21 protein-coding genes, 1 other RNA gene and 1 other annotated feature are annotated in these 22,144 nt (G+C 51.7%); of the genes, 11 read left to right on the forward strand and 11 right to left on the reverse strand.

The features are described 5' to 3' along the window. Nucleotides 1-14 precede the first annotated feature (14 nt). Nucleotides 15-1,301 carry an ammonium transporter AmtB gene (gene amtB, locus HUZ68_RS05745; protein ID WP_000685029.1) on the forward strand — a complete coding sequence of 429 codons (1,287 nt, stop codon included), beginning with the start codon at nucleotides 15-17 and terminating at the stop codon, nucleotides 1,299-1,301. A 48-nt stretch (nucleotides 1,302-1,349) separates the two neighbouring features. Here amtB and tesB read toward each other — a convergent pair whose 3' ends face one another. Next, entirely contained in the window at nucleotides 1,350-2,210 is an 861-nt protein-coding gene (gene tesB, locus HUZ68_RS05750) for an acyl-CoA thioesterase II (protein WP_021577087.1), read from the reverse strand. A gap of 217 nt (nucleotides 2,211-2,427) precedes the next feature. On the opposite strand from tesB, the gene HUZ68_RS05755 reads away from it, so the two are divergent. After that, nucleotides 2,428-3,000 carry a YbaY family lipoprotein gene (locus HUZ68_RS05755; protein WP_000779831.1) on the forward strand — a complete coding sequence of 191 codons (573 nt, stop codon included), beginning with the start codon at nucleotides 2,428-2,430 and terminating at the stop codon, nucleotides 2,998-3,000. Nucleotides 3,001-3,030: 30 nt separating this feature from the next. On the opposite strand, the gene HUZ68_RS05760 is transcribed toward HUZ68_RS05755, so the two are convergent. Beyond that, on the reverse strand, nucleotides 3,031-3,342 hold the full coding sequence (locus HUZ68_RS05760) for an MGMT family protein (protein WP_000409911.1): 312 nt from the start codon (nucleotides 3,340-3,342) through the stop codon (nucleotides 3,031-3,033). A 162-nt stretch (nucleotides 3,343-3,504) separates the two neighbouring features. Between HUZ68_RS05760 and ffs the strand changes: the two genes are divergently transcribed. Beyond that, nucleotides 3,505-3,601: signal recognition particle sRNA small type (gene ffs / locus HUZ68_RS05765), an RNA gene on the forward strand. Between the two features lie 119 nt (nucleotides 3,602-3,720). After that, a complete protein-coding gene (locus HUZ68_RS05770; RefSeq protein ID WP_000878140.1) occupies nucleotides 3,721-4,074 on the forward strand; it encodes a DUF1428 domain-containing protein in 354 nt (117 codons plus the stop codon). Between the two features lie 41 nt (nucleotides 4,075-4,115). Here the strand turns inward: HUZ68_RS05770 and pdeB are convergent, their stop codons facing one another. From pdeB to acrA, 7 genes are all read right to left on the reverse strand, one after another. Then, a complete protein-coding gene (gene pdeB, locus HUZ68_RS05775) occupies nucleotides 4,116-5,666 on the reverse strand; it encodes a cyclic-guanylate-specific phosphodiesterase PdeB (protein ID WP_024210825.1) in 1,551 nt (516 codons plus the stop codon). 163 nt (nucleotides 5,667-5,829) lie between these two features. Further along, on the reverse strand, nucleotides 5,830-6,300 hold the full coding sequence (locus tag HUZ68_RS05780; RefSeq protein WP_033814868.1) for a YlaC family protein: 471 nt from the start codon (nucleotides 6,298-6,300) through the stop codon (nucleotides 5,830-5,832). Between the two features lie 115 nt (nucleotides 6,301-6,415). Then, nucleotides 6,416-6,967 (reverse strand): maltose O-acetyltransferase, encoded by a 552-nt coding sequence (gene maa / locus HUZ68_RS05785; RefSeq protein ID WP_000102564.1) that lies wholly within the window; start codon nucleotides 6,965-6,967, stop codon nucleotides 6,416-6,418. Nucleotides 6,968-7,138: 171 nt separating this feature from the next. Beyond that, complete coding sequence (locus tag HUZ68_RS05790) at nucleotides 7,139-7,357, reverse strand: HHA domain-containing protein (protein ID WP_001291435.1); 219 nt, start codon at nucleotides 7,355-7,357, stop codon at nucleotides 7,139-7,141. Nucleotides 7,358-7,382: 25 nt separating this feature from the next. After that, nucleotides 7,383-7,757, reverse strand: coding sequence for an Hha toxicity modulator TomB (gene tomB / locus HUZ68_RS05795; protein WP_000344800.1), 375 nt, complete (start codon nucleotides 7,755-7,757; stop codon nucleotides 7,383-7,385). 544 nt (nucleotides 7,758-8,301) lie between these two features. Next, entirely contained in the window at nucleotides 8,302-11,451 is a 3,150-nt protein-coding gene (gene acrB / locus HUZ68_RS05800; protein ID WP_001132469.1) for an efflux RND transporter permease AcrB, read from the reverse strand. Between the two features lie 22 nt (nucleotides 11,452-11,473). Beyond that, nucleotides 11,474-12,667 (reverse strand): multidrug efflux RND transporter periplasmic adaptor subunit AcrA, encoded by a 1,194-nt coding sequence (acrA, locus tag HUZ68_RS05805; RefSeq protein WP_001295324.1) that lies wholly within the window; start codon nucleotides 12,665-12,667, stop codon nucleotides 11,474-11,476. 141 nt (nucleotides 12,668-12,808) lie between these two features. Between acrA and acrR the strand changes: the two genes are divergently transcribed. Together acrR and mscK are read left to right on the forward strand one after the other, a co-directional pair. Further along, the gene (gene acrR, locus HUZ68_RS05810) at nucleotides 12,809-13,456 is read left to right on the forward strand and encodes a multidrug efflux transporter transcriptional repressor AcrR (RefSeq protein WP_000101737.1); all 648 of its coding nucleotides are present in this window, start codon (nucleotides 12,809-12,811) and stop codon (nucleotides 13,454-13,456) included. A 127-nt stretch (nucleotides 13,457-13,583) separates the two neighbouring features. After that, nucleotides 13,584-16,946, forward strand: coding sequence for a mechanosensitive channel MscK (gene mscK / locus HUZ68_RS05815; protein ID WP_000177746.1), 3,363 nt, complete (start codon nucleotides 13,584-13,586; stop codon nucleotides 16,944-16,946). A 211-nt stretch (nucleotides 16,947-17,157) separates the two neighbouring features. On the opposite strand, the gene rsmS is transcribed toward mscK, so the two are convergent. Further along, nucleotides 17,158-17,319 carry a pleiotropic regulatory protein RsmS gene (rsmS, locus tag HUZ68_RS05820; RefSeq protein WP_000051146.1) on the reverse strand — a complete coding sequence of 54 codons (162 nt, stop codon included), beginning with the start codon at nucleotides 17,317-17,319 and terminating at the stop codon, nucleotides 17,158-17,160. A gap of 13 nt (nucleotides 17,320-17,332) precedes the next feature. Continuing rightward, nucleotides 17,333-17,860: a primosomal replication protein N'' gene (priC, locus tag HUZ68_RS05825; RefSeq protein WP_000844874.1), complete on the reverse strand. Its 528-nt coding sequence runs from the start codon at nucleotides 17,858-17,860 to the stop codon at nucleotides 17,333-17,335. A gap of 69 nt (nucleotides 17,861-17,929) precedes the next feature. Between priC and HUZ68_RS05830 the strand changes: the two genes are divergently transcribed. The 5 genes from HUZ68_RS05830 to recR all read left to right on the forward strand — a co-directional run bounded on the left by HUZ68_RS05830 (nucleotide 17,930) and on the right by recR (nucleotide 22,058). Further along, on the forward strand, nucleotides 17,930-18,307 hold the full coding sequence (locus tag HUZ68_RS05830; protein WP_001188905.1) for a DUF454 family protein: 378 nt from the start codon (nucleotides 17,930-17,932) through the stop codon (nucleotides 18,305-18,307). Between the two features lie 152 nt (nucleotides 18,308-18,459). Next, a complete protein-coding gene (apt, locus tag HUZ68_RS05835) occupies nucleotides 18,460-19,011 on the forward strand; it encodes an adenine phosphoribosyltransferase (RefSeq protein WP_000127356.1) in 552 nt (183 codons plus the stop codon). 128 nt (nucleotides 19,012-19,139) lie between these two features. Further along, nucleotides 19,140-21,071: a DNA polymerase III subunit gamma/tau gene (gene dnaX / locus HUZ68_RS05840; protein WP_000122007.1), complete on the forward strand. Its 1,932-nt coding sequence runs from the start codon at nucleotides 19,140-19,142 to the stop codon at nucleotides 21,069-21,071. Next, nucleotides 20,404-20,468: a sequence feature (DnaX frameshifting element), on the forward strand. (Overlaps the previous gene by 65 nt.) Nucleotides 21,072-21,123: 52 nt before the next feature. Next, nucleotides 21,124-21,453, forward strand: coding sequence for a YbaB/EbfC family nucleoid-associated protein (locus tag HUZ68_RS05845; protein ID WP_000467098.1), 330 nt, complete (start codon nucleotides 21,124-21,126; stop codon nucleotides 21,451-21,453). After that, nucleotides 21,453-22,058 carry a recombination mediator RecR gene (recR, locus tag HUZ68_RS05850; RefSeq protein ID WP_001195025.1) on the forward strand — a complete coding sequence of 202 codons (606 nt, stop codon included), beginning with the start codon at nucleotides 21,453-21,455 and terminating at the stop codon, nucleotides 22,056-22,058. Before HUZ68_RS05845 ends, recR begins: the two co-directional genes overlap by 1 nt. The last annotated feature ends 86 nt before the right edge of the window (nucleotides 22,059-22,144 follow it).

Raw genomic sequence — 22,144 nt, forward strand, 5'->3', positions numbered from 1 at the left:
AACAGGAACGAAAAATGAAGATAGCGACGATAAAAACTGGGCTTGCTTCACTGGCGATGCTGCCGGGACTGGTAATGGCTGCACCTGCGGTGGCCGATAAAGCCGACAATGCGTTTATGATGATTTGTACTGCGCTGGTGCTGTTTATGACTATTCCGGGGATTGCCCTGTTTTACGGTGGGTTGATTCGCGGCAAAAACGTGCTGTCGATGCTGACGCAGGTGACGGTGACATTTGCACTGGTCTGTATTCTCTGGGTGGTTTACGGTTACTCGCTGGCGTTTGGTGAGGGCAACAACTTCTTCGGCAACATTAACTGGTTGATGCTGAAAAACATCGAACTGACGGCGGTGATGGGCAGCATTTATCAGTATATCCACGTAGCGTTTCAGGGATCGTTTGCCTGCATTACCGTAGGCTTGATAGTTGGGGCGCTGGCGGAACGAATCCGCTTCTCAGCTGTGTTGATTTTCGTGGTGGTATGGCTGACGCTCTCTTACATTCCGATTGCGCATATGGTGTGGGGCGGTGGTTTGCTGGCTTCTCACGGTGCGCTGGATTTCGCGGGTGGCACGGTGGTGCATATTAACGCCGCAATCGCCGGTCTGGTGGGCGCGTATCTGATAGGCAAACGCGTGGGCTTCGGCAAAGAGGCGTTTAAACCGCACAACCTGCCGATGGTCTTCACCGGGACTGCCATTCTCTATATCGGTTGGTTTGGCTTTAACGCCGGGTCAGCGGGCACGGCGAATGAAATCGCGGCACTGGCATTTGTGAATACTGTGGTCGCAACGGCGGCGGCAATTCTTGGCTGGATCTTCGGTGAATGGGCGCTGCGTGGTAAGCCTTCACTGCTGGGGGCGTGTTCTGGCGCGATTGCCGGTCTGGTCGGCGTGACGCCAGCCTGTGGCTACATTGGTGTTGGCGGCGCGTTGATTATCGGCGTGGTAGCTGGTCTGGCGGGCTTGTGGGGCGTTACCATGCTCAAACGCTTGCTGCGGGTGGATGATCCCTGCGATGTCTTCGGTGTGCACGGCGTTTGTGGCATTGTCGGCTGTATCATGACCGGGATTTTTGCCGCCAGCTCGCTGGGCGGCGTGGGCTTCGCTGAAGGTGTGACGATGGGCCATCAGTTGCTGGTACAGTTGGAAAGCATCGCCATTACGATCGTCTGGTCCGGTGTGGTGGCATTTATTGGCTACAAACTGGCGGATCTGACGGTTGGTCTGCGTGTACCGGAAGAGCAGGAGCGAGAAGGGCTGGATGTCAACAGCCACGGCGAGAATGCCTATAACGCGTAACAAGCACTGCAAAAAACAGCCGGACGGTTTTCACCTCCGGCTGTTTTTTTAATTGTGATTACGCATCACCCCTTCCTGAACGGTCGAGGCAACCAGCACGCCGTCCTGGGTATAAAACTCACCGCGCACAAAGCCGCGTGCGCTGGACGCCGAGGTGCTCTCCACGCTATACAGCAGCCATTCATTCAAATTAAACGGGCGATGGAACCACATGGAATGGTCAATGGTGGCAATCTGAATCCCCGGTTCGAGAAAACCGATGCCGTGCGGCTGTAGAGCTACCGGCAGGAAGTTAAGATCAGAAGCGTAACCGAGCAGATACTGATGAACGCGCAGGTCATCCGGCACGCTACCATTTGCGCGGATCCACACCTGACGATGTGGTTCTGCGACGTGACCTTTCAGTGGGTTATGAAACTCCACCGGACGGACTTCCAGGGGACGATCGCAGATGAATTTATCTTTCAGCACTGGCGGCAGCAGGTGCGCCAGCGATTGGGCGATTTGCGTTTCCGAAGGCAGGCCATCAGGCGCTGGCGCGGACGGCATTTTTTTTTGATGTTCGAAACCCGCTTCTGGTGCCTGGAAAGAGGCTGTCATATAAAAAATCGGTTTGCCGTTTTGAATAGCAGCAACCCGGCGGGCGCTGAAGCTGTTACCGTCACGCAGCGTTTCGACATCATAAATAATCGGCTTCTTACTATCGCCAGGGCGAAGAAAGTAGCTGTGAAACGAATGTACCAGCCGCTCTTCAGGGACGGTCTCTTTTGCAGCATACAAGGCCTGACCCACGACCTGGCCGCCAAACACCTGGCGTAAACCTAAATCTTCACTCTGGCCGCGAAAGAGTCCTTCCTCAATTTTTTCCAGATTTAACAATGTCAGTAAATTTTTTAGCGCCTGACTCATATAACTCTCCAGTAACAAAGCTGCCGCAGCAAGCCAAAGTGAGTTGAGTATAACGCAAATTTGCTACTGGTCCGATGGGTGCAATGGTCTGAATTACGGGCTAATTACAGGCAGAAATGCGTGATGTGTGCCACACTTGTTGACGTTACTATTTTGTTAACCACTCTTCCGGCGAGGAAAGTTAGCCCGCTGGTGCATTGATAATAAGGAGAAATGAATGAAACTCGTGCACATGGCCAGTGGTTTAGCGGTTGCGATTGCGTTGGCGGCTTGCGCAGATAAAAGCGCGGATATTCAGACGCCAGCCCCGGCTGCAAATACGTCTATTTCAGCAACACAACAACCTGCTATCCAGCAACCGAATGTCTCCGGTACCGTCTGGATCCGTCAGAAAGTCGCACTGCCGCCTGATGCTGTGCTGACCGTGACACTTTCTGACGCGTCGTTAGCCGATGCACCGTCAAAAGTGCTGGCGCAGAAAGCGGTGCGTACTGAAGGTAAACAGTCACCATTCAGCTTTGTTCTGCCATTTAACCCGGCAGATGTTCAGCCGAACGCGCGTATTCTGTTGAGTGCGGCGATTACCGTGAATGACAAACTGGTATTTATCACCGATACCGTTCAGCCGGTGATCAACCAGGGCGGAACTAAAGCCGACCTGACATTGGTGCCGGTACAGCAAACTGCCGTGCCGGTTCAGGCCAGCGGTGGCGCAACGACTACCGTACCTTCGACTTCACCAACTCAGGTGAATCCGTCTTCGGCAGTTCCAGCTCCTACGCAATATTAAGCGACGTTAACCCTCTCCGCCCGGAGAGGGTTAGTAGTTCCAGCGATAACGCTGCAAGTCGATTTGCCCGCTTCCCGATACCATCACACCTTCTGCCAGTAATGCCTGTCGCTGACGCTGTAAATCCGGTCCGGTTAGCGAAATTGTGCCGTGGCGATTAACCACCCGGTGCCAGGGTAAGGTGCTGCCTTCAGGGAGACGCTTTAACACACCGCCCACCTGGCGCGCGGCGCGGGGCGATCCCGCCAGTTTCGCCACATCACCGTAAGTGGTTACATAGCCTTCGGGAATAGCGGCGACGATTTGCCAGACGCGTTGGGGAAATGAATCTTCTTTTTCCATCTTTTCTTCCTGAGGTAATTTTTCAGCATAATCTGGAAAAACGCCCGAGTGAAGTCGCATTGCGCAAGAAACCAGCATCTGGCACGCAATGGGTTGCAATTAGCCGGGGCAGCAGTGATAATGCGCCTGCGCGTTGGTTCTCAACGCTCTCAATGGGGGCTCTGTTGGTTCTCCCGCAACGCTACTCTGTTTACCAGGTCAGGTCCGGAAGGAAGCAGCCAAGGCAGATGACGCGTGTGCCGGGATGTAGCTGGCAGGGCCCCCACCCATTTCTGCTTCCCACCGTTTCGTCAAAAAATCCCAGCGTGACTAAACTTTAACCACAACTGACGTCGCAAGAATTGTCTGGCTGCGCAGTACGCTTCGGAGGTATGTCTGATGAAGTATGTTGATGGTTTTGTGGTTGCCGTTCCTGCCGATAAAAAGGATGCCTATCGGGAAATGGCCGCTAAGGCTGCGCCATTATTTAAAGAGTTCGGCGCGCTTCGTATTGTCGAATGCTGGGCCAGCGATGTACCGGATGGCAAAGTGACCGATTTTCGTATGGCGGTGAAAGCGGAAGAGAATGAAGAGGTTGTCTTTAGCTGGATTGAATACCCTTCAAAAGAGGTCCGCGACGCAGCTAATCAAAAGATGATGTCGGACCCACGGATGAAAGAGTTCGGCGAGTCCATGCCGTTTGACGGCAAGCGAATGATCTATGGCGGATTCGAGTCAATCATCGACGAATAGGTAGCGTGACGGGCTGTGCGGCGTGCCGTCAGCCCAAAAATTCACAAATGTTGCTCGGCCCAGCGTAAGAAATCTTCTTTCGGTAATGCCTTGCTGTAGAGCCAGCCCTGACCGTAGTGCACGCCATGCTGGCGTAGCCACTCTTCTTGTTTACTGGTTTCGATTCCCTCCGCTACCATTTTCAGTTTCAGTGTTTTTGCCATTTCGATGATATGCGGCGTGACATTTTTATATTCCAGCGCATCAACGAAAGATTTATCGATCTTCAGAATGTCGACATCCAGATCCTGTAAATAACTTAAACTTGAATACCCCGTACCAAAATCATCAAGATAAATTTCATGGCCCGCCTCCCGGTAGCGAGAAATTATCGGGGCGCTGGTTTTCGGATCGGCAAACTCGCGTTCAGTGAGTTCAAGCGCGATCTGTCTGGGATTAACCTGATAGTGATTGATCATTTCACGCAGCAATTGCGGGATTTTTTCCGAGGTGAGCACGGTGGATTCAAGATTGATCGAAATATGCTGCTGTGGATGCTGACGCAGCCAGTCGCCCATATCTTCAAAGACGCTTCTTATAATCAGTAGCGTCAATGGCTCAGAAAGGCCCGTTTGCTGTGCCAGCGGAATAAAACTATCTGGTGACAACCAACTACCGTCTGTCTGCGGCCAGCGCGCCAGTGCCTCAGCACCGACAATTTTGCCATTGGCTAAGGAGACAATCGGCTGATAGTGCACGCAAATATCACGATTTTCGATAGCATCCTGCAGCCGATGATGCGGTGACTGGATACGGCGCAAAATACGCAGCACAAACATCGCTGCCAGCAGGCCAATCACCAACCCGAGCGGTAACCAAATAAAGACTTGCCGATGCCAGCCTTTCTGCAACATTTTCGTTGAAGCCCAGGTGATAATTGAAATATTCATCTCCGGGAAGGGCAGGATATCGTAAATGATTCCATTATTTTCGATATGCTCACCGGGTGTTTTTTGTAGCCTGGTAATAATTCCCTGAGCAATTTCATCGCTGCTGGTTATGACAACGTTATGGGCATTGCCAATAATGGCGGCATCAATTTGCCATGAGCTATAGGGAATGACATCAATAAAGGAAGCGGGGTCGATCATGACGACATAATGTGCCGTTCCCATGGCGACCATGTAACGGATAATGCCTAAATCGTTATGTGATGTTAACCAGACACGATAACCATCTTTCGAAATTTTACCTGGCTCGGGGAAGGTATCGGGCGGACTTTCATGTTCCAGAGACGAACATTGGGGAACGTTGTTATCGATATAAACCACTTCCTGAATATAGCGATAACTGTAAGATACCCGACGCATTTCCATGAGATGGGCTTCACTACAGTCAGCGCCTTGCCATCTTTCCAGCTCTTGCAGCGCATCTTTCCCTTGTGTCGCCACCTTATTGGCCCGAATAGCGACGCGGGAGGAATAGGTATCCAGCTCTTCAATAAACGATGTTTCTACCTGCTGATGGGCCAGCCAGATGCTTAAGCCGATAGGCAGCAATACTGAAAGAATCAGTACTCCCGAAATAAGACCGACCAGATGTCGTGTTCTCACCAGCATATCCTTATTAACACAGTGTAGGGAAAGTATATCTGATTGTGGAAAAAGGCTGGCAGGAGATAAGGAGGTAGAGCTGGTATTTCATGAAGTGATGGGTGGAAACGATCGTTGTCATTTGACCAGGCGCAGAGCTTTACGCCTGGTATGTAATCCTAACTTAAGATGTTGATTCGGCGCGAGCGAGGGTAAAAATATCGTAAAAAGACAGTTCACATTTACGGACGATCATTTTTTGCAGTTGTTCCTTATGAACATCCGCGACACGCGGAGAGTTCAAGATGGCTTCAACCAGCGCGGCAGGTACAAAGCGCGTGTTGTACCATTCGCCGTTATAGCAAACGCGGAAATCCAGCACGTCGATATCTTCATAGCGGTAGCGTGGGTAGACATCGAAAAAGAAGAAACCATTAAGCAGGATAAATAATACAACCAGTAGCCAGACAGAGCCTGAAAGCGTTTCGGACTGCAACATCACCGCCAGGGTGGCAAAAAAAGCAACGTACATACCGATAAACAGCCCCGGATGTTTACGGATAAAACTGATACTAAAGCGGGGTTTGTTGTCGCGTTTTTCGCGGGTATTCAGAGACTCAATCGTTTCGGTCAGCAGGCGTTGTATTTCGGTCATCGTTTGCCTTCGTGGTATCTGCAACTTTCCAGGGAACACCCTATTTTAACGTGGGAATAGTAGAGGGAAAGTAACAGATTTACCACAATTTTGCATAACAGTTGCGAAAAACCGATTACAATTTTTTAATTATTCTGGCTGGATTACCGCCCACGACAACGTTGTCCGGGACATCTTTTGTGACAACTGCACCTGAGGCTACCACGACGTTATCACCAATGGTCACACCAGGGTTAATGACCGCGCGTCCGCCAATCCAGACGTTATTACCGATGGTGACGGGTTTCCCCAGTTCAGCACCGCTATTACGTGCTACAGGGTCGATGGGATGTGTTGCCGTGTAGATATGAACGCCTGGTGCCAACATACAGTTATCACCGATGCGAATAGGGCAGACATCAAGCATCACGCAATCGAAGTTGGCGAAAAAATTATTACCGAGAAAAATGTTATAGCCATAGTCACAGCGAAACGTTGGCTCAATATAAGCCTCTGTCACCTGACCGAATAGATCAGCGAGAATTTGCTGGCGTAATGTGTGCTCTTCCGCCAGGGAATGATTGTATCGGTGAATAAGCTGACGAGCGCGCAGGCGATCGCGAGATAACGTCTCATCTGCCGAGCGATACAACTCACCAGCAATCATCTTTTCTTTTTCTGTGCTCATTACTGACCTCCGGTTGCTGAAAATGCGGCAACACAGTAAGACGAAAAGTCAGTGAAGAGAACGTTCCCATTACATCTGTGTGATAAAGATCACATAGGGTATGTCTTCATGGCGAAAAAGTATAAAATTCTTAATAAACAGCCGGTTATAGCTCCGAAAGCGAATTTTTTATTAGCGAATAAATTTCCATACTGAGGAAGGGATCTTGTCGTACAGTTTATTCATGGTCAATTCGGCGAGGCGGTGATCTGCGGCTGAGTAAAATACCGCCAGTTCATTATCTGATAATTCGTATTTATTTTTCTCGATAACACGCTCCAGCGTGTCAATTGTCTGGCAACGACGTAAACGCATTAAATAATCGGTTTTCGTTAAAGGTTTTTCGGACATACTTCTACCCATGGTTGTAATAATTCTAACAAGATAAACTCGCAGGATTCTCTTTCGTCGCATTGACAAAACAACGGAATAGTCGATTACCTGACTTCCGCCATTTCTGAAGATCCTGCATATTAATACCATAACTGCTGAACAACATAAAGGTGTCATCCAGATATTCGTCGATCTGCTCAATGAGCTTATTGTCTTCATTATACTTAATTTTGTAATTAAGTGCGAAGGTCGCAATATGCTCAATCAGTTCATTCAACTGGAGGTTGATCGCCGAGGTTGGGTCGTTAACCCAGCCATGATTGCTTTCTTCAAGGTTTGCAAGGCAGTCATGATACAGAGTTTCACAGAGAAACTTAAGCTGTGCGATATCATGTCTTTTGGGTGAGTATTCATCCATAACGCGTCCCCTTCTTAGCGGTTGAACTAACGGACACCTTTCGGGATGGAAAAAACTTACTGACCTGGACTTGCCCTCTCGTTTGTTAGCTTAACTATAAGCCACTCTTTGCAGGTTTTCATCGCATTATTACGAAAAATTACAATTAGGAAGGAAGCGGGACAGGGCTCACTTTTTCATACTAGCACCAACCCGCAGCAGGTAAAAGCAGTTTGCTCGAACTGTTCATAACATTTCAGGATTATCGCCAGATGAAATTGGTGACACTAATACCAGGATTGCTCTGAATATGACGTAATAACCGAGGAATGAATAAAGAATTACCGCAAATAATTAAGAATAGCCTCTAAATGATTATGGATTATTAAATCTATTAGCGCTACTTAATATAAATTAACTAACAATCAGTATTTTTTATGAATTTATCCGTGGTTAATACTGGTTTTCGTATGAGATCCTGAGTTGGTGGTTCAATTACTCCTTAATGTTCGTAGGTTATGCATAAAAAAGGCCGCTTACGCGGCCTTAGTGATTACACGTTGTATCAATGATGATCGACAGTATGGCTGTGCTCGATATCTTCATTCTTGCGGCTAAAGCGGCGGCGAACCACCACAAAGAATACCGGAACGAAGAAGATTGCCAGTACCGTTGCGGTCACCATCCCGCCCATTACACCGGTACCTACTGCGTTCTGCGCGCCGGAACCAGCACCAGTACTGATAACCAGCGGCATAACGCCGAGGATAAACGCCAGCGAGGTCATCAGGATCGGACGTAAACGCATCCGCACCGCATCAAGCGTCGCTTCAATCAGACCTTTACCTTCTTTATCCATCAAGTCTTTGGCGAATTCGACGATAAGGATCGCGTTCTTCGCCGACAACCCAATGGTTGTGAGCAGGCCTACCTGGAAGTAAACGTCATTGGTCAGGCCACGGAAGGTTGCAGCCAGCAACGCACCGATAACCCCCAGCGGAACGACCAGCATAACGGAGAACGGAATCGACCAGCTCTCGTACAGCGCCGCCAGACACAGGAACACGACAATCAACGAAATCGCGTACAGTGAAGGTGCCTGGTTGCCGGAGAGACGTTCCTGATAGGACATCCCCGTCCAGTCATAGCCAACACCGGTAGGCAGTTTGCTCGCCAGTTGTTCCATCAGCTCCATTGCTTCACCGGTACTTTTACCCGGTGCCGCCTGGCCTAAGATTTCCATGGATGGCAGGCCGTTGTAACGTTCCAGACGCGGCGAACCGTACTCCCAACGAGAAGAGGAGAACGCCGAGAATGGCACCATCTGACCATCAGCAGCACGAACATACCAGTCGCCGATATCATCCGGCAGCATACGGTATTTTGCTTCTGACATGACGTAAACTTTCTTCACACGACCGCGGTCGATAAAGTCGTTCACATAGCTGCCGCCCCATGCAGCGCCCAGAGTGGTGTTAATGTCGTTGATAGAAACACCCAGCGCCTGCGCTTTTTCCTGGTCGATATCAATCTTAAACTGCGGGGTATCTTCCAGACCGTTTGGACGTACGCTGGTCAACATATCAGGGTGCTTCGCTGCTTCTGCAAGCAACTGGTTACGCGCCTGAGTCAGTTTTTCGTGACCAAGGCCAGCCTGGTCAATCAGCTCAAAGTCAAAGCCGGTTGCGGTACCCAGTTCCACGATTGCGGGCAGGTTAAAGGCGAAAACCATCGCATCTTTGATTTGCGAGAAAGCGCGTGTTGCACGCATGGTAATCGCTTCAACTTTGTTTTCTTCGCCCGGACGATCGGCCCAGTCCTTCAAGGAAACGAACGCAATACCGGTATTCTGACCACGTCCCGCAAAGCCGAAGCCGTTAACGGCGAACACCGACTCAACGTTGTTCTTTTCTTTGGTCAGATAGTAATGCGTTACCTCATTGAGCACTTTCTGTGTACGTTCCTGCGTTGCACCTGCTGGCAGCTGAACCATGGTCATAAACACGCCCTGGTCCTCATCTGGCAAGAAGGAGCTTGGCAGACGCACGAACAGATAGGCCATGCCGACCACGATGATCAGATACAGCACCAGGTAACGCCCCGTACTGCGCAGAATACCGCCTACGCTGTCGGTGTAGTGGTGCGTGCTCTTCTCGAACATGCGGTTAAACCAGCCGAAGAAGCCTTTTTTACCTTCCCCGTGATCGCCTTTGGCAATCGGTTTCAGCATGGTGGCACAAAGAGCTGGAGTCAGGATCAACGCCACCAGTACCGACAGCGCCATTGCTGAAACAATGGTAATAGAGAACTGACGATAGATAGCACCAGTAGAACCGCCAAAGAAGGCCATCGGTACGAATACCGCCGACAGTACCATCGCGATACCGACCAGAGCGCCCTGAATCTGCCCCATCGACTTACGGGTGGCTTCTTTTGGCGGCAAACCTTCTTCCGCCATCACACGCTCAACGTTTTCTACCACAACGATAGCGTCATCCACCAACAGGCCGATGGCGAGCACCATCCCGAACATTGTTAGCGTGTTTATCGAGAAGCCAAAGGCGGCAAGGACGGCAAAGGTCCCGAGCAATACCACCGGTACGGCAATGGTCGGAATCAACGTCGCGCGGAAGTTCTGCAGGAACAGATACATAACCAGGAACACGAGGATGATCGCTTCGACCAGCGTTTTAACCACTTCGTGAATAGAGATTTTCACGAACGGCGTGGTGTCGTACGGGTAAACAATTTTCAGACCCGACGGGAAGAACGGTTCCATCTTCGCCAGTTCAGCACGGATTGCCGCAGCGGTATCCAGCGCGTTTGCACCGGTCGCCAGCTTGATCCCCAGACCGGAAGCCGGTTGGCCGTTAAACTCTGCGATGATGTCGTAGTTCTCACCACCCAGCTCAATCTTCGCCACATCACGCAGCAGCACGCGGGAACCATCCTGATTCACTTTCAGCAGGATTTTGCCAAACTCTTCAGTAGAGGTCAGACGCGTCTGAGCAATAATAGAGGCGTTAAGCTGTTGGCCTTTCACCGGCGGCGTACCACCGAGCTGACCCGCCGCAACCTGGGCGTTCTGCGCTTTGATGGCGGTAATAACATCAACCGGTGTTAGCTGGAATTTGTTCAGTTCATTCGGGTTCATCCAGATACGCATCGCGTACTGTGAACCGAACAACTGAACGTCACCCACGCCAGACGTACGGCTGATGGCATCTTTCATATTCGCCGCCACGTAGTCGGAGATATCCTCCTGCGTCATGGTGCCATCGGTGTTGATAACGCCGACAACCATCAGGAAGCTGCTGGATGATTTCTCAACGCTCACACCTTGCTGCTGAACTTCTTGCGGCAGCAACGGCATCGCCAGCTGCAGTTTGTTCTGCACCTGAACCTGCGCGATATCCGCATCAGTACCAGACTCAAAGGTCAGGGTGATCTGCACGGTACCCGTGGAGTCACTGTTAGAGGACATGTACATCAGGTTATCGATACCGTTCATATTCTGTTCGATAACCTGTGTCACCGTGTCCTGCACTGTTTTCGCATCAGCGCCGGGGTAGGAGGCGGAGATCGTTACTGCCGGCGGTGCAATCGTAGGATATTGCGCCACCGGCAGTTTGAGGATCGCCAGCCCCCCTGCCAACATGATGATAATGGCGATCACCCACGCAAAAATCGGGCGATCGATAAAGAAATTAGGCATGTCTTAACGGCTCCTGTTTAAGTTAAGACTTGGACTGTTCAGGCTGAGCACCGCTTGCGGCTTGCTGGTTATTATCAGCGGTAACTTCTTGTGCTTTTACCTGGACACCAGGACGCACTTTCTGCAGCCCACTTATTACTACGCGATCGCCTGCTTTCAGACCTTCTGTCACCAGCCACTTATCGCCAATAGCCTGGCTTGCAACGATCGGACGGGTTTCCACTTTGTCATCCGCGCCAACTACCAGTACGGTGGCATCGCCACGCGGCGTACGGGTTACGCCCTGTTGCGGGACTAAAATAGCGTTTGGATTAAGCCCTTCTTCCAGACGTGCGCGCACGAACATACCCGGCAGCAGAGTGTGATCCGGGTTCGGGAAGATAGCGCGTAGGGTGATAGACCCAGTGGTCTGATCAACGGTAACGTCAGAGAATTCCAGCGTACCGTCCTGCGGGAACTTAATGCCGTCACTGGTGATCAGCGACACTTTGGCTTTGCCGTTCTCTTGTTTCAGCGTGCCATTCGCCAGTTCCTGTTTCAGGCGCAGGAAGTCGTTGCTGGACTGGGTCACATCAACGTAGATCGGATCAAGTTGCTGCACGGTTGCCAGCGCAGTCGCCTGACCGTTCTGTACCAATGCGCCTTCCGTCACGTTCGACTTACCAATGCGACCGCTAATCGGAGAGGTGACTTTGGTGTAAGCCAGATTGATCCGCGCAGTTTCAACGGCAGCTTTCGCCGCAGTTACCGCAGCATTCGCCTGTTGCGCATCAGCCAGAGCCTGATCGTACTCTTGCTTACTGATGTACTGAGTACCGAGCAGTTTCTGATAACGATTCACCGTCAATTGCGCGATATTGGCTGCAGCCTGGGCTTTCGCCAGATCACCTTTCGCACTGTCGTATGTCGCCTGATAGGTCGCAGGATCAATCTGATAGAGAGAGACACCTGCTTCGATGTCGCTACCTTCTTTGAAATTACGCTTCAGGATAATCCCGCTAACTTGAGGACGAACTTCTGCGATCCGGTAGGCACTGGTGCGACCCGGAAGCTCGGTTGTGATCTGCAGAGGTTCAGTTTTGACTGTTACTACGCCAACGGCGGGCATCTGCTGGCCACCTTGTTGGGCCTGTTTGTCGTCACATCCTGTTAGGGCTAAGCTGCCTGAGAGCATCAGAACGACCGCCAGAGGCGTAAACCCTCTGTTTTTGTTCATATGTAAACCTCGAGTGTCCGATTTCAAATTGGTCAATGGTCAAAAGTTAATAAACCCATTGCTGCGTTTATATTATCGTCGTGCTATGGTACATACATTCACAAATGTATGTAAATCTAACGCCTGTAAATTCACGAACATATGGCACGAAAAACCAAACAAGAAGCGCAAGAAACGCGCCAACACATCCTCGATGTGGCTCTACGTCTTTTCTCACAGCAGGGGGTATCATCCACCTCGCTGGGCGAGATTGCAAAAGCAGCTGGCGTTACGCGCGGTGCAATCTACTGGCATTTTAAAGACAAGTCGGATTTGTTCAGTGAGATCTGGGAACTGTCAGAATCCAATATTGGTGAACTAGAGCTTGAGTATCAGGCAAAATTCCCTGGCGATCCACTCTCAGTATTAAGAGAGATATTAATTCATGTTCTTGAATCCACGGTGACAGAAGAACGGCGTCGATTATTGATGGAGATTATATTCCACAAATGCGAATTTGTCGGAGAAATGGCTGTTGTGCAACAGGCACAACGTAATCTCTGTCTGGAAAGTTATGACCGTATAGAACAAACGTTAAAACATTGTATTGAAGCGAAAATGTTGCCTGCGGATTTAATGACGCGTCGCGCAGCAATTATTATGCGCGGCTATATTTCCGGCCTGATGGAAAACTGGCTCTTTGCCCCGCAATCTTTTGATCTTAAAAAAGAAGCCCGCGATTACGTTGCCATCTTACTGGAGATGTATCTCCTGTGCCCCACGCTTCGTAATCCTGCCACTAACGAATAACCCTGAATCTGACTCCAGGATTTTTCCTGGACATTTTCGTCGTTGCTATTCTGGTTCACTGCGTCGTGATATTCTTGCGGTTTGACTTTTTCAGGTCGTTCTTCAGGTTCAGAAACCTTCATTCATCATGACTATGTTCCAGTATTACAAACGATCACGGCATTTTGTTTTTTCAGCATTTATTGCTTTTGTTTTTGTCTTGTTATGCCAGAACACGGCGTTTGCGCGGGCGTCATCGAATGGTGATCTGCCGACAAAAGCGGACCTGCAGGCGCAACTTGACTCACTAAATAAACAAAAAGATCTTTCTGCTCAGGACAAACTGGTGCAGCAGGATCTGACAGATACATTAGCCACCCTCGATAAAATCGATCGCGTAAAAGAAGAGACCGTTCAGCTACGGCAAAAAGTCGCTGAAGCGCCGGAAAAAATGCGCCAGGCGACCGCGGCGTTAACAGCACTTAGCGATGTCGATAACGACGAAGAAACGCGCAAAATTCTGAGCACGCTTTCGTTGCGCCAGCTGGAAACTCGCGTTGCCCAGGCGCTGGACGATTTGCAAAACGCACAAAACGATCTGGCGTCTTATAACAGCCAGCTGGTTTCGTTACAGACGCAGCCCGAACGCGTGCAAAATGCGATGTATAACGCTTCGCAGCAGCTGCAACAAATTCGCAGTCGTCTGGATGGGACTGATGTCGGCGAGACTGCCTTACGTCCCAGCCAGAAAGTGTTAATGCAGGCTCAGCAGGCGTTGCTGAATGCGGAGATTGACCAGCAGCGTAAAAGCCTGGAAGGGAATACCGTCTTGCAGGATACCTTGCAAAAGCAACGTGATTACGTGACGGCGAACAGCGCCCGTCTGGAACACCAGTTGCAGCTGTTGCAAGAAGCGGTAAACAGCAAGCGCCTGACTTTAACCGAAAAAACGGCGCAGGAAGCCGTCTCCCCGGATGAAGCCGCGCGTATTCAGGCTAATCCGCTGGTGAAGCAGGAACTGGAAATTAACCAGCAGTTAAGTCAGCGTCTGATTACCGCGACTGAAAACGGTAATCAGTTGATGCAGCAAAACATTAAAGTCAAAAACTGGCTGGAGCGGGCGCTGCAATCGGAACGCAATATTAAAGAGCAGATTGCCGTCCTGAAGGGCAGCCTGCTGTTGTCTCGTATCCTTTACCAGCAACAACAAACGCTGCCCTCGGCGGATGAACTGGAAAACATGACCAACCGCATCGCGGATTTGCGTCTCGAACAGTTTGAAGTTAACCAGCAGCGTGATGCACTCTTCCAGAGCGATGCGTTCGTCAACAAACTGGAAGAAGGTCACACCAACGAAGTCAACAGCGAAGTTCACGATGCGTTATTGCAAGTGGTTGATATGCGTCGCGAATTGCTGGATCAACTCAACAAACAGTTGGGTAACCAGCTGATGATGGCCATTAACCTGCAAATCAACCAGCAGCAGTTAATGAGTGTGTCGAAAAACCTGAAATCCATCCTGACTCAGCAAATCTTTTGGGTGAACAGTAACCGTCCAATGGACTGGGACTGGATCAAAGCGTTCCCGCAAAGCCTGAAAGATGAATTTAAGTCGATGAAAATTACGGTTAACTGGGAAAAAGCCTGGCCCGCCGTTTTTATCGCTTTCCTCGCTGGTTTGCCGCTGCTGTTGATTGCCGGGCTGATCCACTGGCGTCTGGGGTGGCTGAAAGCGTATCAACAAAAACTGGCTTCCGCTGTGGGTTCCCTGCGTAACGACAGCCAGCTCAACACACCAAAAGCGATCCTTATCGACCTGATCCGTGCACTGCCGGTGTGCCTGATTATTCTCGCGGTTGGCCTGATTCTGTTGACCATGCAGCTCAACATCAGCGAACTGCTATGGTCGTTCAGCAAAAAACTGGCGATTTTCTGGCTGGTGTTTGGCCTGTGCTGGAAAGTGCTGGAGAAGAACGGCGTTGCCGTGCGTCACTTCGGCATGCCGGAACAGCAGACCAGCCACTGGCGTCGGCAAATTGTCCGCATCAGTCTCGCGTTGCTGCCTATCCATTTCTGGTCTGTGGTGGCAGAACTTTCCCCGCTGCATCTGATGGATGATGTGCTGGGGCAGGCGATGATTTTCTTCAACCTGCTGCTGATTGCCTTCCTGGTATGGCCAATGTGCCGCGAAAGCTGGCGTGATAAAGAGTCGCACACCATGCGACTGGTCACCATTACCGTGCTGTCGATTATCCCGATTGCATTGATGGTGCTGACTGCCACGGGTTATTTCTACACCACGCTGCGCCTCTCCGGGCGTTGGATTGAAACCGTTTATCTGGTGATCATCTGGAACTTGCTCTACCAGACGGTATTGCGCGGCTTAAGCGTAGCGGCGCGGCGTATCGCCTGGCGTCGTGCGCTGGCGCGTCGGCAGAATCTGGTGAAAGAGGGCGCAGAAGGTGCCGAACCGCCGGAAGAACCCACCATTGCACTGGAGCAGGTTAACCAGCAGACGCTGCGTATTACCATGTTGCTGATGTTTGCGCTGTTCGGTGTCATGTTCTGGGCAATTTGGTCCGATTTGATCACCGTGTTCAGCTATCTCGACAGCATTACGCTGTGGCATTACAACGGTACTGAAGCTGGTGCTGCGGTGGTGAAAAACGTCACCATGGGTAGTCTGTTGTTTGCGATTATCGCCTCAATGGTGGCCTGGGCGTTGATTCGCAACCTGCCTGGTTTGCTGGAAGTGCTGGTGCTCTCGCGACTGAATATGCGCCAGGGCGCGTCGTATGCCATTACTACCATCCTTAACTACATCATTATTGCTGTTGGTGCGATGACGGTGTTCGGATCGCTGGGCGTCTCTTGGGATAAACTCCAGTGGCTGGCAGCAGCATTATCCGTAGGTCTTGGTTTTGGTTTACAAGAAATTTTCGGTAACTTCGTCTCCGGTTTGATCATTCTGTTCGAACGTCCGGTGCGTATTGGCGATACGGTAACCATTGGTAGCTTCTCGGGGACAGTAAGTAAGATCCGTATTCGTGCGACAACGATTACCGATTTCGATCGCAAAGAAGTGATCATCCCGAACAAAGCGTTTGTTACCGAGCGTCTGATCAACTGGTCGTTGACTGACACTACTACGCGTCTGGTGATCCGTCTCGGCGTGGCCTATGGCTCCGATCTGGAAAAAGTGCGTAAAGTGTTACTGAAGGCGGCGACTGAGCACCCAAGGGTGATGCACGAACCAATGCCGGAAGTCTTCTTTACGGCATTTGGTGCCAGCACGTTGGATCATGAGCTGCGTCTGTATGTGCGTGAACTGCGTGACCGTAGTCGTACTGTCGATGAGCTGAACCGTACTATCGATCAGCTGTGCCGTGAAAACGACATCAACATTGCCTTTAACCAGCTTGAAGTGCATCTGCACAACGAGAAGGGCGATGAGGTGACGGAAGTAAAACGCGACTACAAAGGCGACGATCCGACGCCAGCGGTAGGGTAATAACGAAAGGGGGCGACATTTTGTTGCCCCGAGATTGCTAACAAAGTGCGCGTTGTTCATGCCGGATGCGGCGTGACCGCCTTATCCGGCCTACGAAACCGCAAAAATTCAATATATTGCAGGATCGGTGTAGGCCTGATAAGCGTAGCGCATCAGGCAGTTTTGCGTTTGCCCGCAACCTTAGGGGACATTTAGCCACCCCATTTATTTCTCACTTTTCCGCCTCATCATCGCGCGTTAATTTCTTTTCATAATCGCGTTTTACAATATCCAGCGCGCGCAGCACGGTGCGGGCTGGGATCTGATTTTCTTCCAGCAGCACAATTAAATCGACGGCCAGTTTGACATCGTCGGGGGCATTTTCCAGTGACATACTCTCTCCATTGCTAGCGGGTTAAACGCGCTAACCTGTTTTCGATTTTTTCCAGCGCATGGCGGCAGCGTGCCAGGCGCGCTTCATAGGCTTCCACTTCACGATGCAGCGTTTGCTGTTCCACGAGATCGGTCACCCGCGCCAGGCGGGCTCTGCGTTCGGCAACCATCTCACGTAGCCGCCGCTCAAAATCCTGATGCTGAATACGTTTACGCTGCCAGCGGGCAATTTTCGGTGGCGCACTGTCCCACTCGCGCAATGACCAGGCGGAGGCTTCACGCGCGATGGCTTCCAGTTGTGCCGCCAGATGTTCCGCCAGCCAGGCCACTTGCGGCAGCTGTTGCTGCTCAACTGCATGACGAAGCGCAGCCAGATTATCGCCCGCCTCGTCGAGACAAGCCTGTAGTGTTGTCGCACGAGTCTGAAAAAGATGCCTGTCGAAACGAGCACTTAGCGTGGCGAACTGTGACACCGGGGCACAACGCTGACGCAGCGTAGCGAGCTGTCCTTCCAGTTTTTCCAGCAGCAGGGCGGTTTTCACGATAAGACCTCAATGAAAATGATAATTGTTATGCTAAAGTAGCCACTCTGTAAGCTGACAACACTCAATATGCAACGAATCATTTTAATCATCATTGGCTGGCTGGCGGTAGTGCTGGGTACGCTGGGCGTGGTATTACCGGTATTACCGACGACGCCGTTTATCCTGCTGGCGGCCTGGTGCTTTGCCCGTTCTTCCCCGCGCTTTCACGCCTGGTTGCTGTACCGCTCATGGTTTGGCAGCTATCTACGTTTCTGGCAGAAACATCATGCGATGCCGCGCGGCGTCAAACCGCGGGCGATTTTGCTTATTTTGCTCACGTTTGCCATTTCTCTGTGGTTCGTCCAGATGCCATGGGTGCGCATCATGTTGCTGGTAATTCTCGCCTGTTTGCTTTTCTATATGTGGCGAATTCCGGTGATTGATGAAAAGCAAGAAAAGCACTGAAGCACAACAATCGCAGTTGCAATTATTGCGTACAGCCAGTACATTCTGGCGTTTTCGAGCACAGGCGCAGGCGGTCAAAGGTTAAACAACTGTTACTTTTGATACGTTTAAAACGCGCCGTGAGTACCACCGTAACAAGCAGGCATACACTTATGACCGCGACTGCACAGCAGCTTGAGTATCTCAAAAATAGCATCAAAAGCATTCAGGACTACCCAAAACCCGGCATTCTTTTCCGCGATGTCACCAGCTTACTGGAAGACCCGAAAGCTTACGCTCTCAGCATCGACTTGCTGGTTGAGCGTTACAAAAATGCGGGCATTACCAAAGTTGTCGGCACCGAAGCGCGTGGCTTCTTGTTTGGCGCTCCGGTAGCTCTGGGGTTGGGCGTTGGCTTTGTACCGGTCCGTAAACCGGGCAAACTGCCGCGTGAAACTATCAGTGAAACTTACGATCTGGAATACGGCACCGATCAGCTGGAGATCCACGTTGATGCCATCAAACCGGGCGACAAAGTTCTGGTGGTGGACGATCTGCTGGCAACCGGCGGCACTATCGAAGCGACCGTTAAACTGATCCGTCGTCTGGGTGGTGAAGTGGCTGACGCTGCGTTCATTATCAACCTGTTCGATCTCGGCGGCGAACAGCGTCTCGAAAAACAGGGCATTACCAGCTACAGCCTTGTCCCGTTCCCGGGCCATTAATTATCGCCAGTCTTGTGCTGCCCACGCTACGGACAGCACAAGATGTGCATTCAGCCTCGCCGTTCTGACGGGGCTGTGTTAGCATTACCCCTTCGTGAATCCACCTTCCAGCGTTTCAGAGCCTGCCAATGAGTTATCAGGTCTTAGCCCGAAAATGGCGCCCACAAACCTTTGCTGACGTCGTCGGCCAGGAACATGTGCTGACCGCACTGGCGAACGGCTTGTCGTTAGGGCGTATTCATCATGCTTATCTTTTTTCCGGTACCCGTGGCGTCGGAAAAACCTCTATCGCCCGACTGCTGGCGAAGGGGCTAAACTGCGAAACCGGCATTACCGCGACGCCGTGCGGCGTGTGCGATAACTGTCGTGAAATCGAGCAGGGGCGCTTTGTCGATCTGATTGAAATCGACGCCGCCTCGCGCACCAAAGTTGAAGATACCCGCGACCTGCTGGATAACGTCCAGTACGCTCCGGCGCGCGGTCGTTTCAAAGTTTATCTCATCGACGAAGTGCATATGCTGTCGCGCCACAGCTTTAACGCACTGTTAAAAACCCTTGAAGAGCCGCCGGAGCACGTTAAGTTTCTGCTGGCGACGACCGATCCACAGAAATTGCCGGTGACGATTTTGTCGCGCTGTTTGCAATTTCATCTCAAGGCGCTGGATGTCGAGCAAATTCGTCATCAACTTGAGCACATCCTCAATGAAGAACATATCGCTCACGAGCCGCGGGCGCTGCAATTGCTGGCGCGCGCCGCTGAAGGCAGCCTGCGAGATGCCTTAAGTCTGACCGACCAGGCGATTGCCAGCGGTGACGGCCAGGTTTCAACCCAGGCGGTCAGTGCGATGCTGGGTACGCTTGACGACGATCAGGCGCTGTCGCTGGTTGAAGCGATGGTCGAGGCCAACGGCGAGCGCGTAATGGCGCTGATTAATGAAGCCGCTGCCCGTGGTATCGAGTGGGAAGCGTTGCTGGTGGAAATGCTCGGCCTGTTGCATCGTATTGCGATGGTACAACTTTCGCCTGCTGCACTTGGCAACGACATGGCCGCCATCGAGCTGCGGATGCGTGAACTGGCGCGCACCATACCGCCGACGGATATTCAGCTTTACTATCAGACGCTGTTGATTGGTCGCAAAGAATTACCGTATGCGCCGGACCGCCGCATGGGCGTTGAGATGACGCTGCTGCGCGCGCTGGCGTTCCATCCGCGTATGCCGCTGCCTGAGCCAGAAGTGCCACGCCAGTCCTTTGCACCCGTCGCGCCAACGGCAGTAATGACGCCAACCCAGGTGCCGCCGCAACCGCAATCAGCGCCGCAGCAGGCACCGACTGTACCGCTCCCGGAAACCACCAGCCAGGTGCTGGCGGCGCGCCAGCAGTTGCAGCGCGTGCAGGGAGCAACCAAAGCAAAAAAGAGTGAACCGGCAGCCGCTACCCGCGCGCGGCCGGTGAATAACGCTGCGCTGGAAAGACTGGCTTCGGTCACAGATCGCGTTCAGGCGCGTCCGGTGCCATCGGCGCTGGAAAAAGCGCCAGCTAAAAAAGAAGCGTATCGCTGGAAGGCGACCACTCCAGTGATGCAGCAAAAAGAAGTGGTCGCCACACCGAAGGCGCTGAAAAAAGCGCTGGAACATGAAAAAACGCCGGAACTGGCGGCGAAGCTGGCGGCAGAAGCCATTGAGCGCGACGCGTGGGCGGCACAGGTGAGCCAACTTTCGCTACCAAAACTGGTCGAACAGGTGGCGTTAAATGCCTGGAAAGAGGAGAGCGACAACGCAGTATGTCTGCATTTGCGCTCCTCTCAGCGGCATTTGAACAACCGCGGTGCACAGCAAAAACTGGCTGAAGCGTTGAGCATGTTAAAAGGTTCAACGGTTGAACTGACTATCGTTGAAGATGATAATCCCGCGGTGCGTACGCCGCTGGAGTGGCGTCAGGCGATATACGAAGAAAAACTTGCGCAGGCGCGCGAGTCCATTATTGCGGATAATAATATTCAGACCCTGCGTCGATTCTTCGATGCGGAGCTGGATGAAGAAAGTATCCGCCCCATTTGATCGTAAGCACAGCTTACGTTCGTCATCCTTAACGTGATTGAGAGAGAAACCTATGTTTGGTAAAGGCGGTCTGGGTAACCTGATGAAGCAAGCCCAGCAGATGCAAGAAAAAATGCAGAAAATGCAGGAAGAGATCGCGCAGCTGGAAGTCACCGGCGAATCTGGCGCAGGTCTGGTAAAAGTGACCATCAACGGTGCACACAACTGCCGTCGCGTAGAGATCGACCCGAGCCTGCTGGAAGACGACAAAGAGATGCTGGAAGACCTGGTGGCTGCAGCATTCAACGACGCAGCACGTCGTATTGAAGAAACGCAGAAAGAAAAAATGGCCTCTGTATCCTCCGGAATGCAGCTGCCGCCTGGCTTTAAGATGCCGTTCTGATGCAAACCAGCCCGCTGTTAACACAGCTTATGGAAGCACTGCGCTGTCTGCCGGGCGTTGGCCCGAAGTCGGCGCAGCGTATGGCGTTCACGCTGCTTCAGCGCGATCGTAGCGGCGGGATGCGTCTGGCGCAGGCGCTCACCCGGGCGATGTCGGAAATCGGCCACTGCGCCGATTGCCGCACCTTCACCGAACAGGAAGTCTGTAACATCTGTTCGAATCCGCGTCGTCAGGAAAACGGTCAAATCTGCGTGGTGGAGAGTCCGGCGGACATTTACGCCATTGAGCAGACGGGGCAGTTTTCAGGTCGTTATTTTGTGTTGATGGGACATCTGTCACCGCTGGACGGCATCGGTCCGGATGATATCGGCCTTGATCGTCTGGAACAGCGTCTGGCAGAGGAAAAAATCACTGAAGTGATCCTCGCCACCAACCCTACGGTTGAAGGTGAAGCTACCGCTAACTACATTGCCGAGCTTTGCGCGCAATATGACGTGGAAGCCAGCCGAATCGCTCATGGCGTACCGGTTGGCGGCGAGCTGGAAATGGTCGATGGCACCACGCTGTCACACTCCCTTGCCGGGCGTCATAAGATTCGTTTTTAAGCAAACGAGAGCAGGATCACCTGCTCTCGCTTGAAATTATTCTCCCTTGTCCCCATCTCTCCCTCATCCTGTTTTTAACCTTAAAA

The organism is Shigella dysenteriae, assembly GCF_022354085.1.
Taxonomy (GTDB): Bacteria; Pseudomonadota; Gammaproteobacteria; order Enterobacterales; family Enterobacteriaceae; genus Escherichia; species Escherichia coli.

Excerpts from the sequence above, each read along its gene's own strand:
- amtB (WP_000685029.1), top strand. The coding sequence starts at position 15 with ATGAAGATAGCGACGATAAAAACTGGGCTTGCTTCACTGGCGATGCTG.
- tesB (WP_021577087.1), bottom strand. The coding sequence starts at position 2,210 with ATGAGTCAGGCGCTAAAAAATTTACTGACATTGTTAAATCTGGAAAAA.
- HUZ68_RS05755 (WP_000779831.1), top strand. The coding sequence starts at position 2,428 with ATGAAACTCGTGCACATGGCCAGTGGTTTAGCGGTTGCGATTGCGTTG.
- HUZ68_RS05760 (WP_000409911.1), bottom strand. The coding sequence starts at position 3,342 with ATGGAAAAAGAAGATTCATTTCCCCAACGCGTCTGGCAAATCGTCGCC.
- HUZ68_RS05770 (WP_000878140.1), top strand. The coding sequence starts at position 3,721 with ATGAAGTATGTTGATGGTTTTGTGGTTGCCGTTCCTGCCGATAAAAAG.
- HUZ68_RS05780 (WP_033814868.1), bottom strand. The coding sequence starts at position 6,300 with ATGACCGAAATACAACGCCTGCTGACCGAAACGATTGAGTCTCTGAAT.
- maa (WP_000102564.1), bottom strand. The coding sequence starts at position 6,967 with ATGAGCACAGAAAAAGAAAAGATGATTGCTGGTGAGTTGTATCGCTCG.
- HUZ68_RS05790 (WP_001291435.1), bottom strand. The coding sequence starts at position 7,357 with ATGTCCGAAAAACCTTTAACGAAAACCGATTATTTAATGCGTTTACGT.
- tomB (WP_000344800.1), bottom strand. The coding sequence starts at position 7,757 with ATGGATGAATACTCACCCAAAAGACATGATATCGCACAGCTTAAGTTT.
- acrB (WP_001132469.1), bottom strand. The coding sequence starts at position 11,451 with ATGCCTAATTTCTTTATCGATCGCCCGATTTTTGCGTGGGTGATCGCC.
- acrA (WP_001295324.1), bottom strand. The coding sequence starts at position 12,667 with ATGAACAAAAACAGAGGGTTTACGCCTCTGGCGGTCGTTCTGATGCTC.
- acrR (WP_000101737.1), top strand. The coding sequence starts at position 12,809 with ATGGCACGAAAAACCAAACAAGAAGCGCAAGAAACGCGCCAACACATC.
- mscK (WP_000177746.1), top strand. The coding sequence starts at position 13,584 with ATGACTATGTTCCAGTATTACAAACGATCACGGCATTTTGTTTTTTCA.
- rsmS (WP_000051146.1), bottom strand. The coding sequence starts at position 17,319 with ATGTCACTGGAAAATGCCCCCGACGATGTCAAACTGGCCGTCGATTTA.
- HUZ68_RS05830 (WP_001188905.1), top strand. The coding sequence starts at position 17,930 with ATGCAACGAATCATTTTAATCATCATTGGCTGGCTGGCGGTAGTGCTG.
- apt (WP_000127356.1), top strand. The coding sequence starts at position 18,460 with ATGACCGCGACTGCACAGCAGCTTGAGTATCTCAAAAATAGCATCAAA.
- dnaX (WP_000122007.1), top strand. The coding sequence starts at position 19,140 with ATGAGTTATCAGGTCTTAGCCCGAAAATGGCGCCCACAAACCTTTGCT.
- HUZ68_RS05845 (WP_000467098.1), top strand. The coding sequence starts at position 21,124 with ATGTTTGGTAAAGGCGGTCTGGGTAACCTGATGAAGCAAGCCCAGCAG.
- recR (WP_001195025.1), top strand. The coding sequence starts at position 21,453 with ATGCAAACCAGCCCGCTGTTAACACAGCTTATGGAAGCACTGCGCTGT.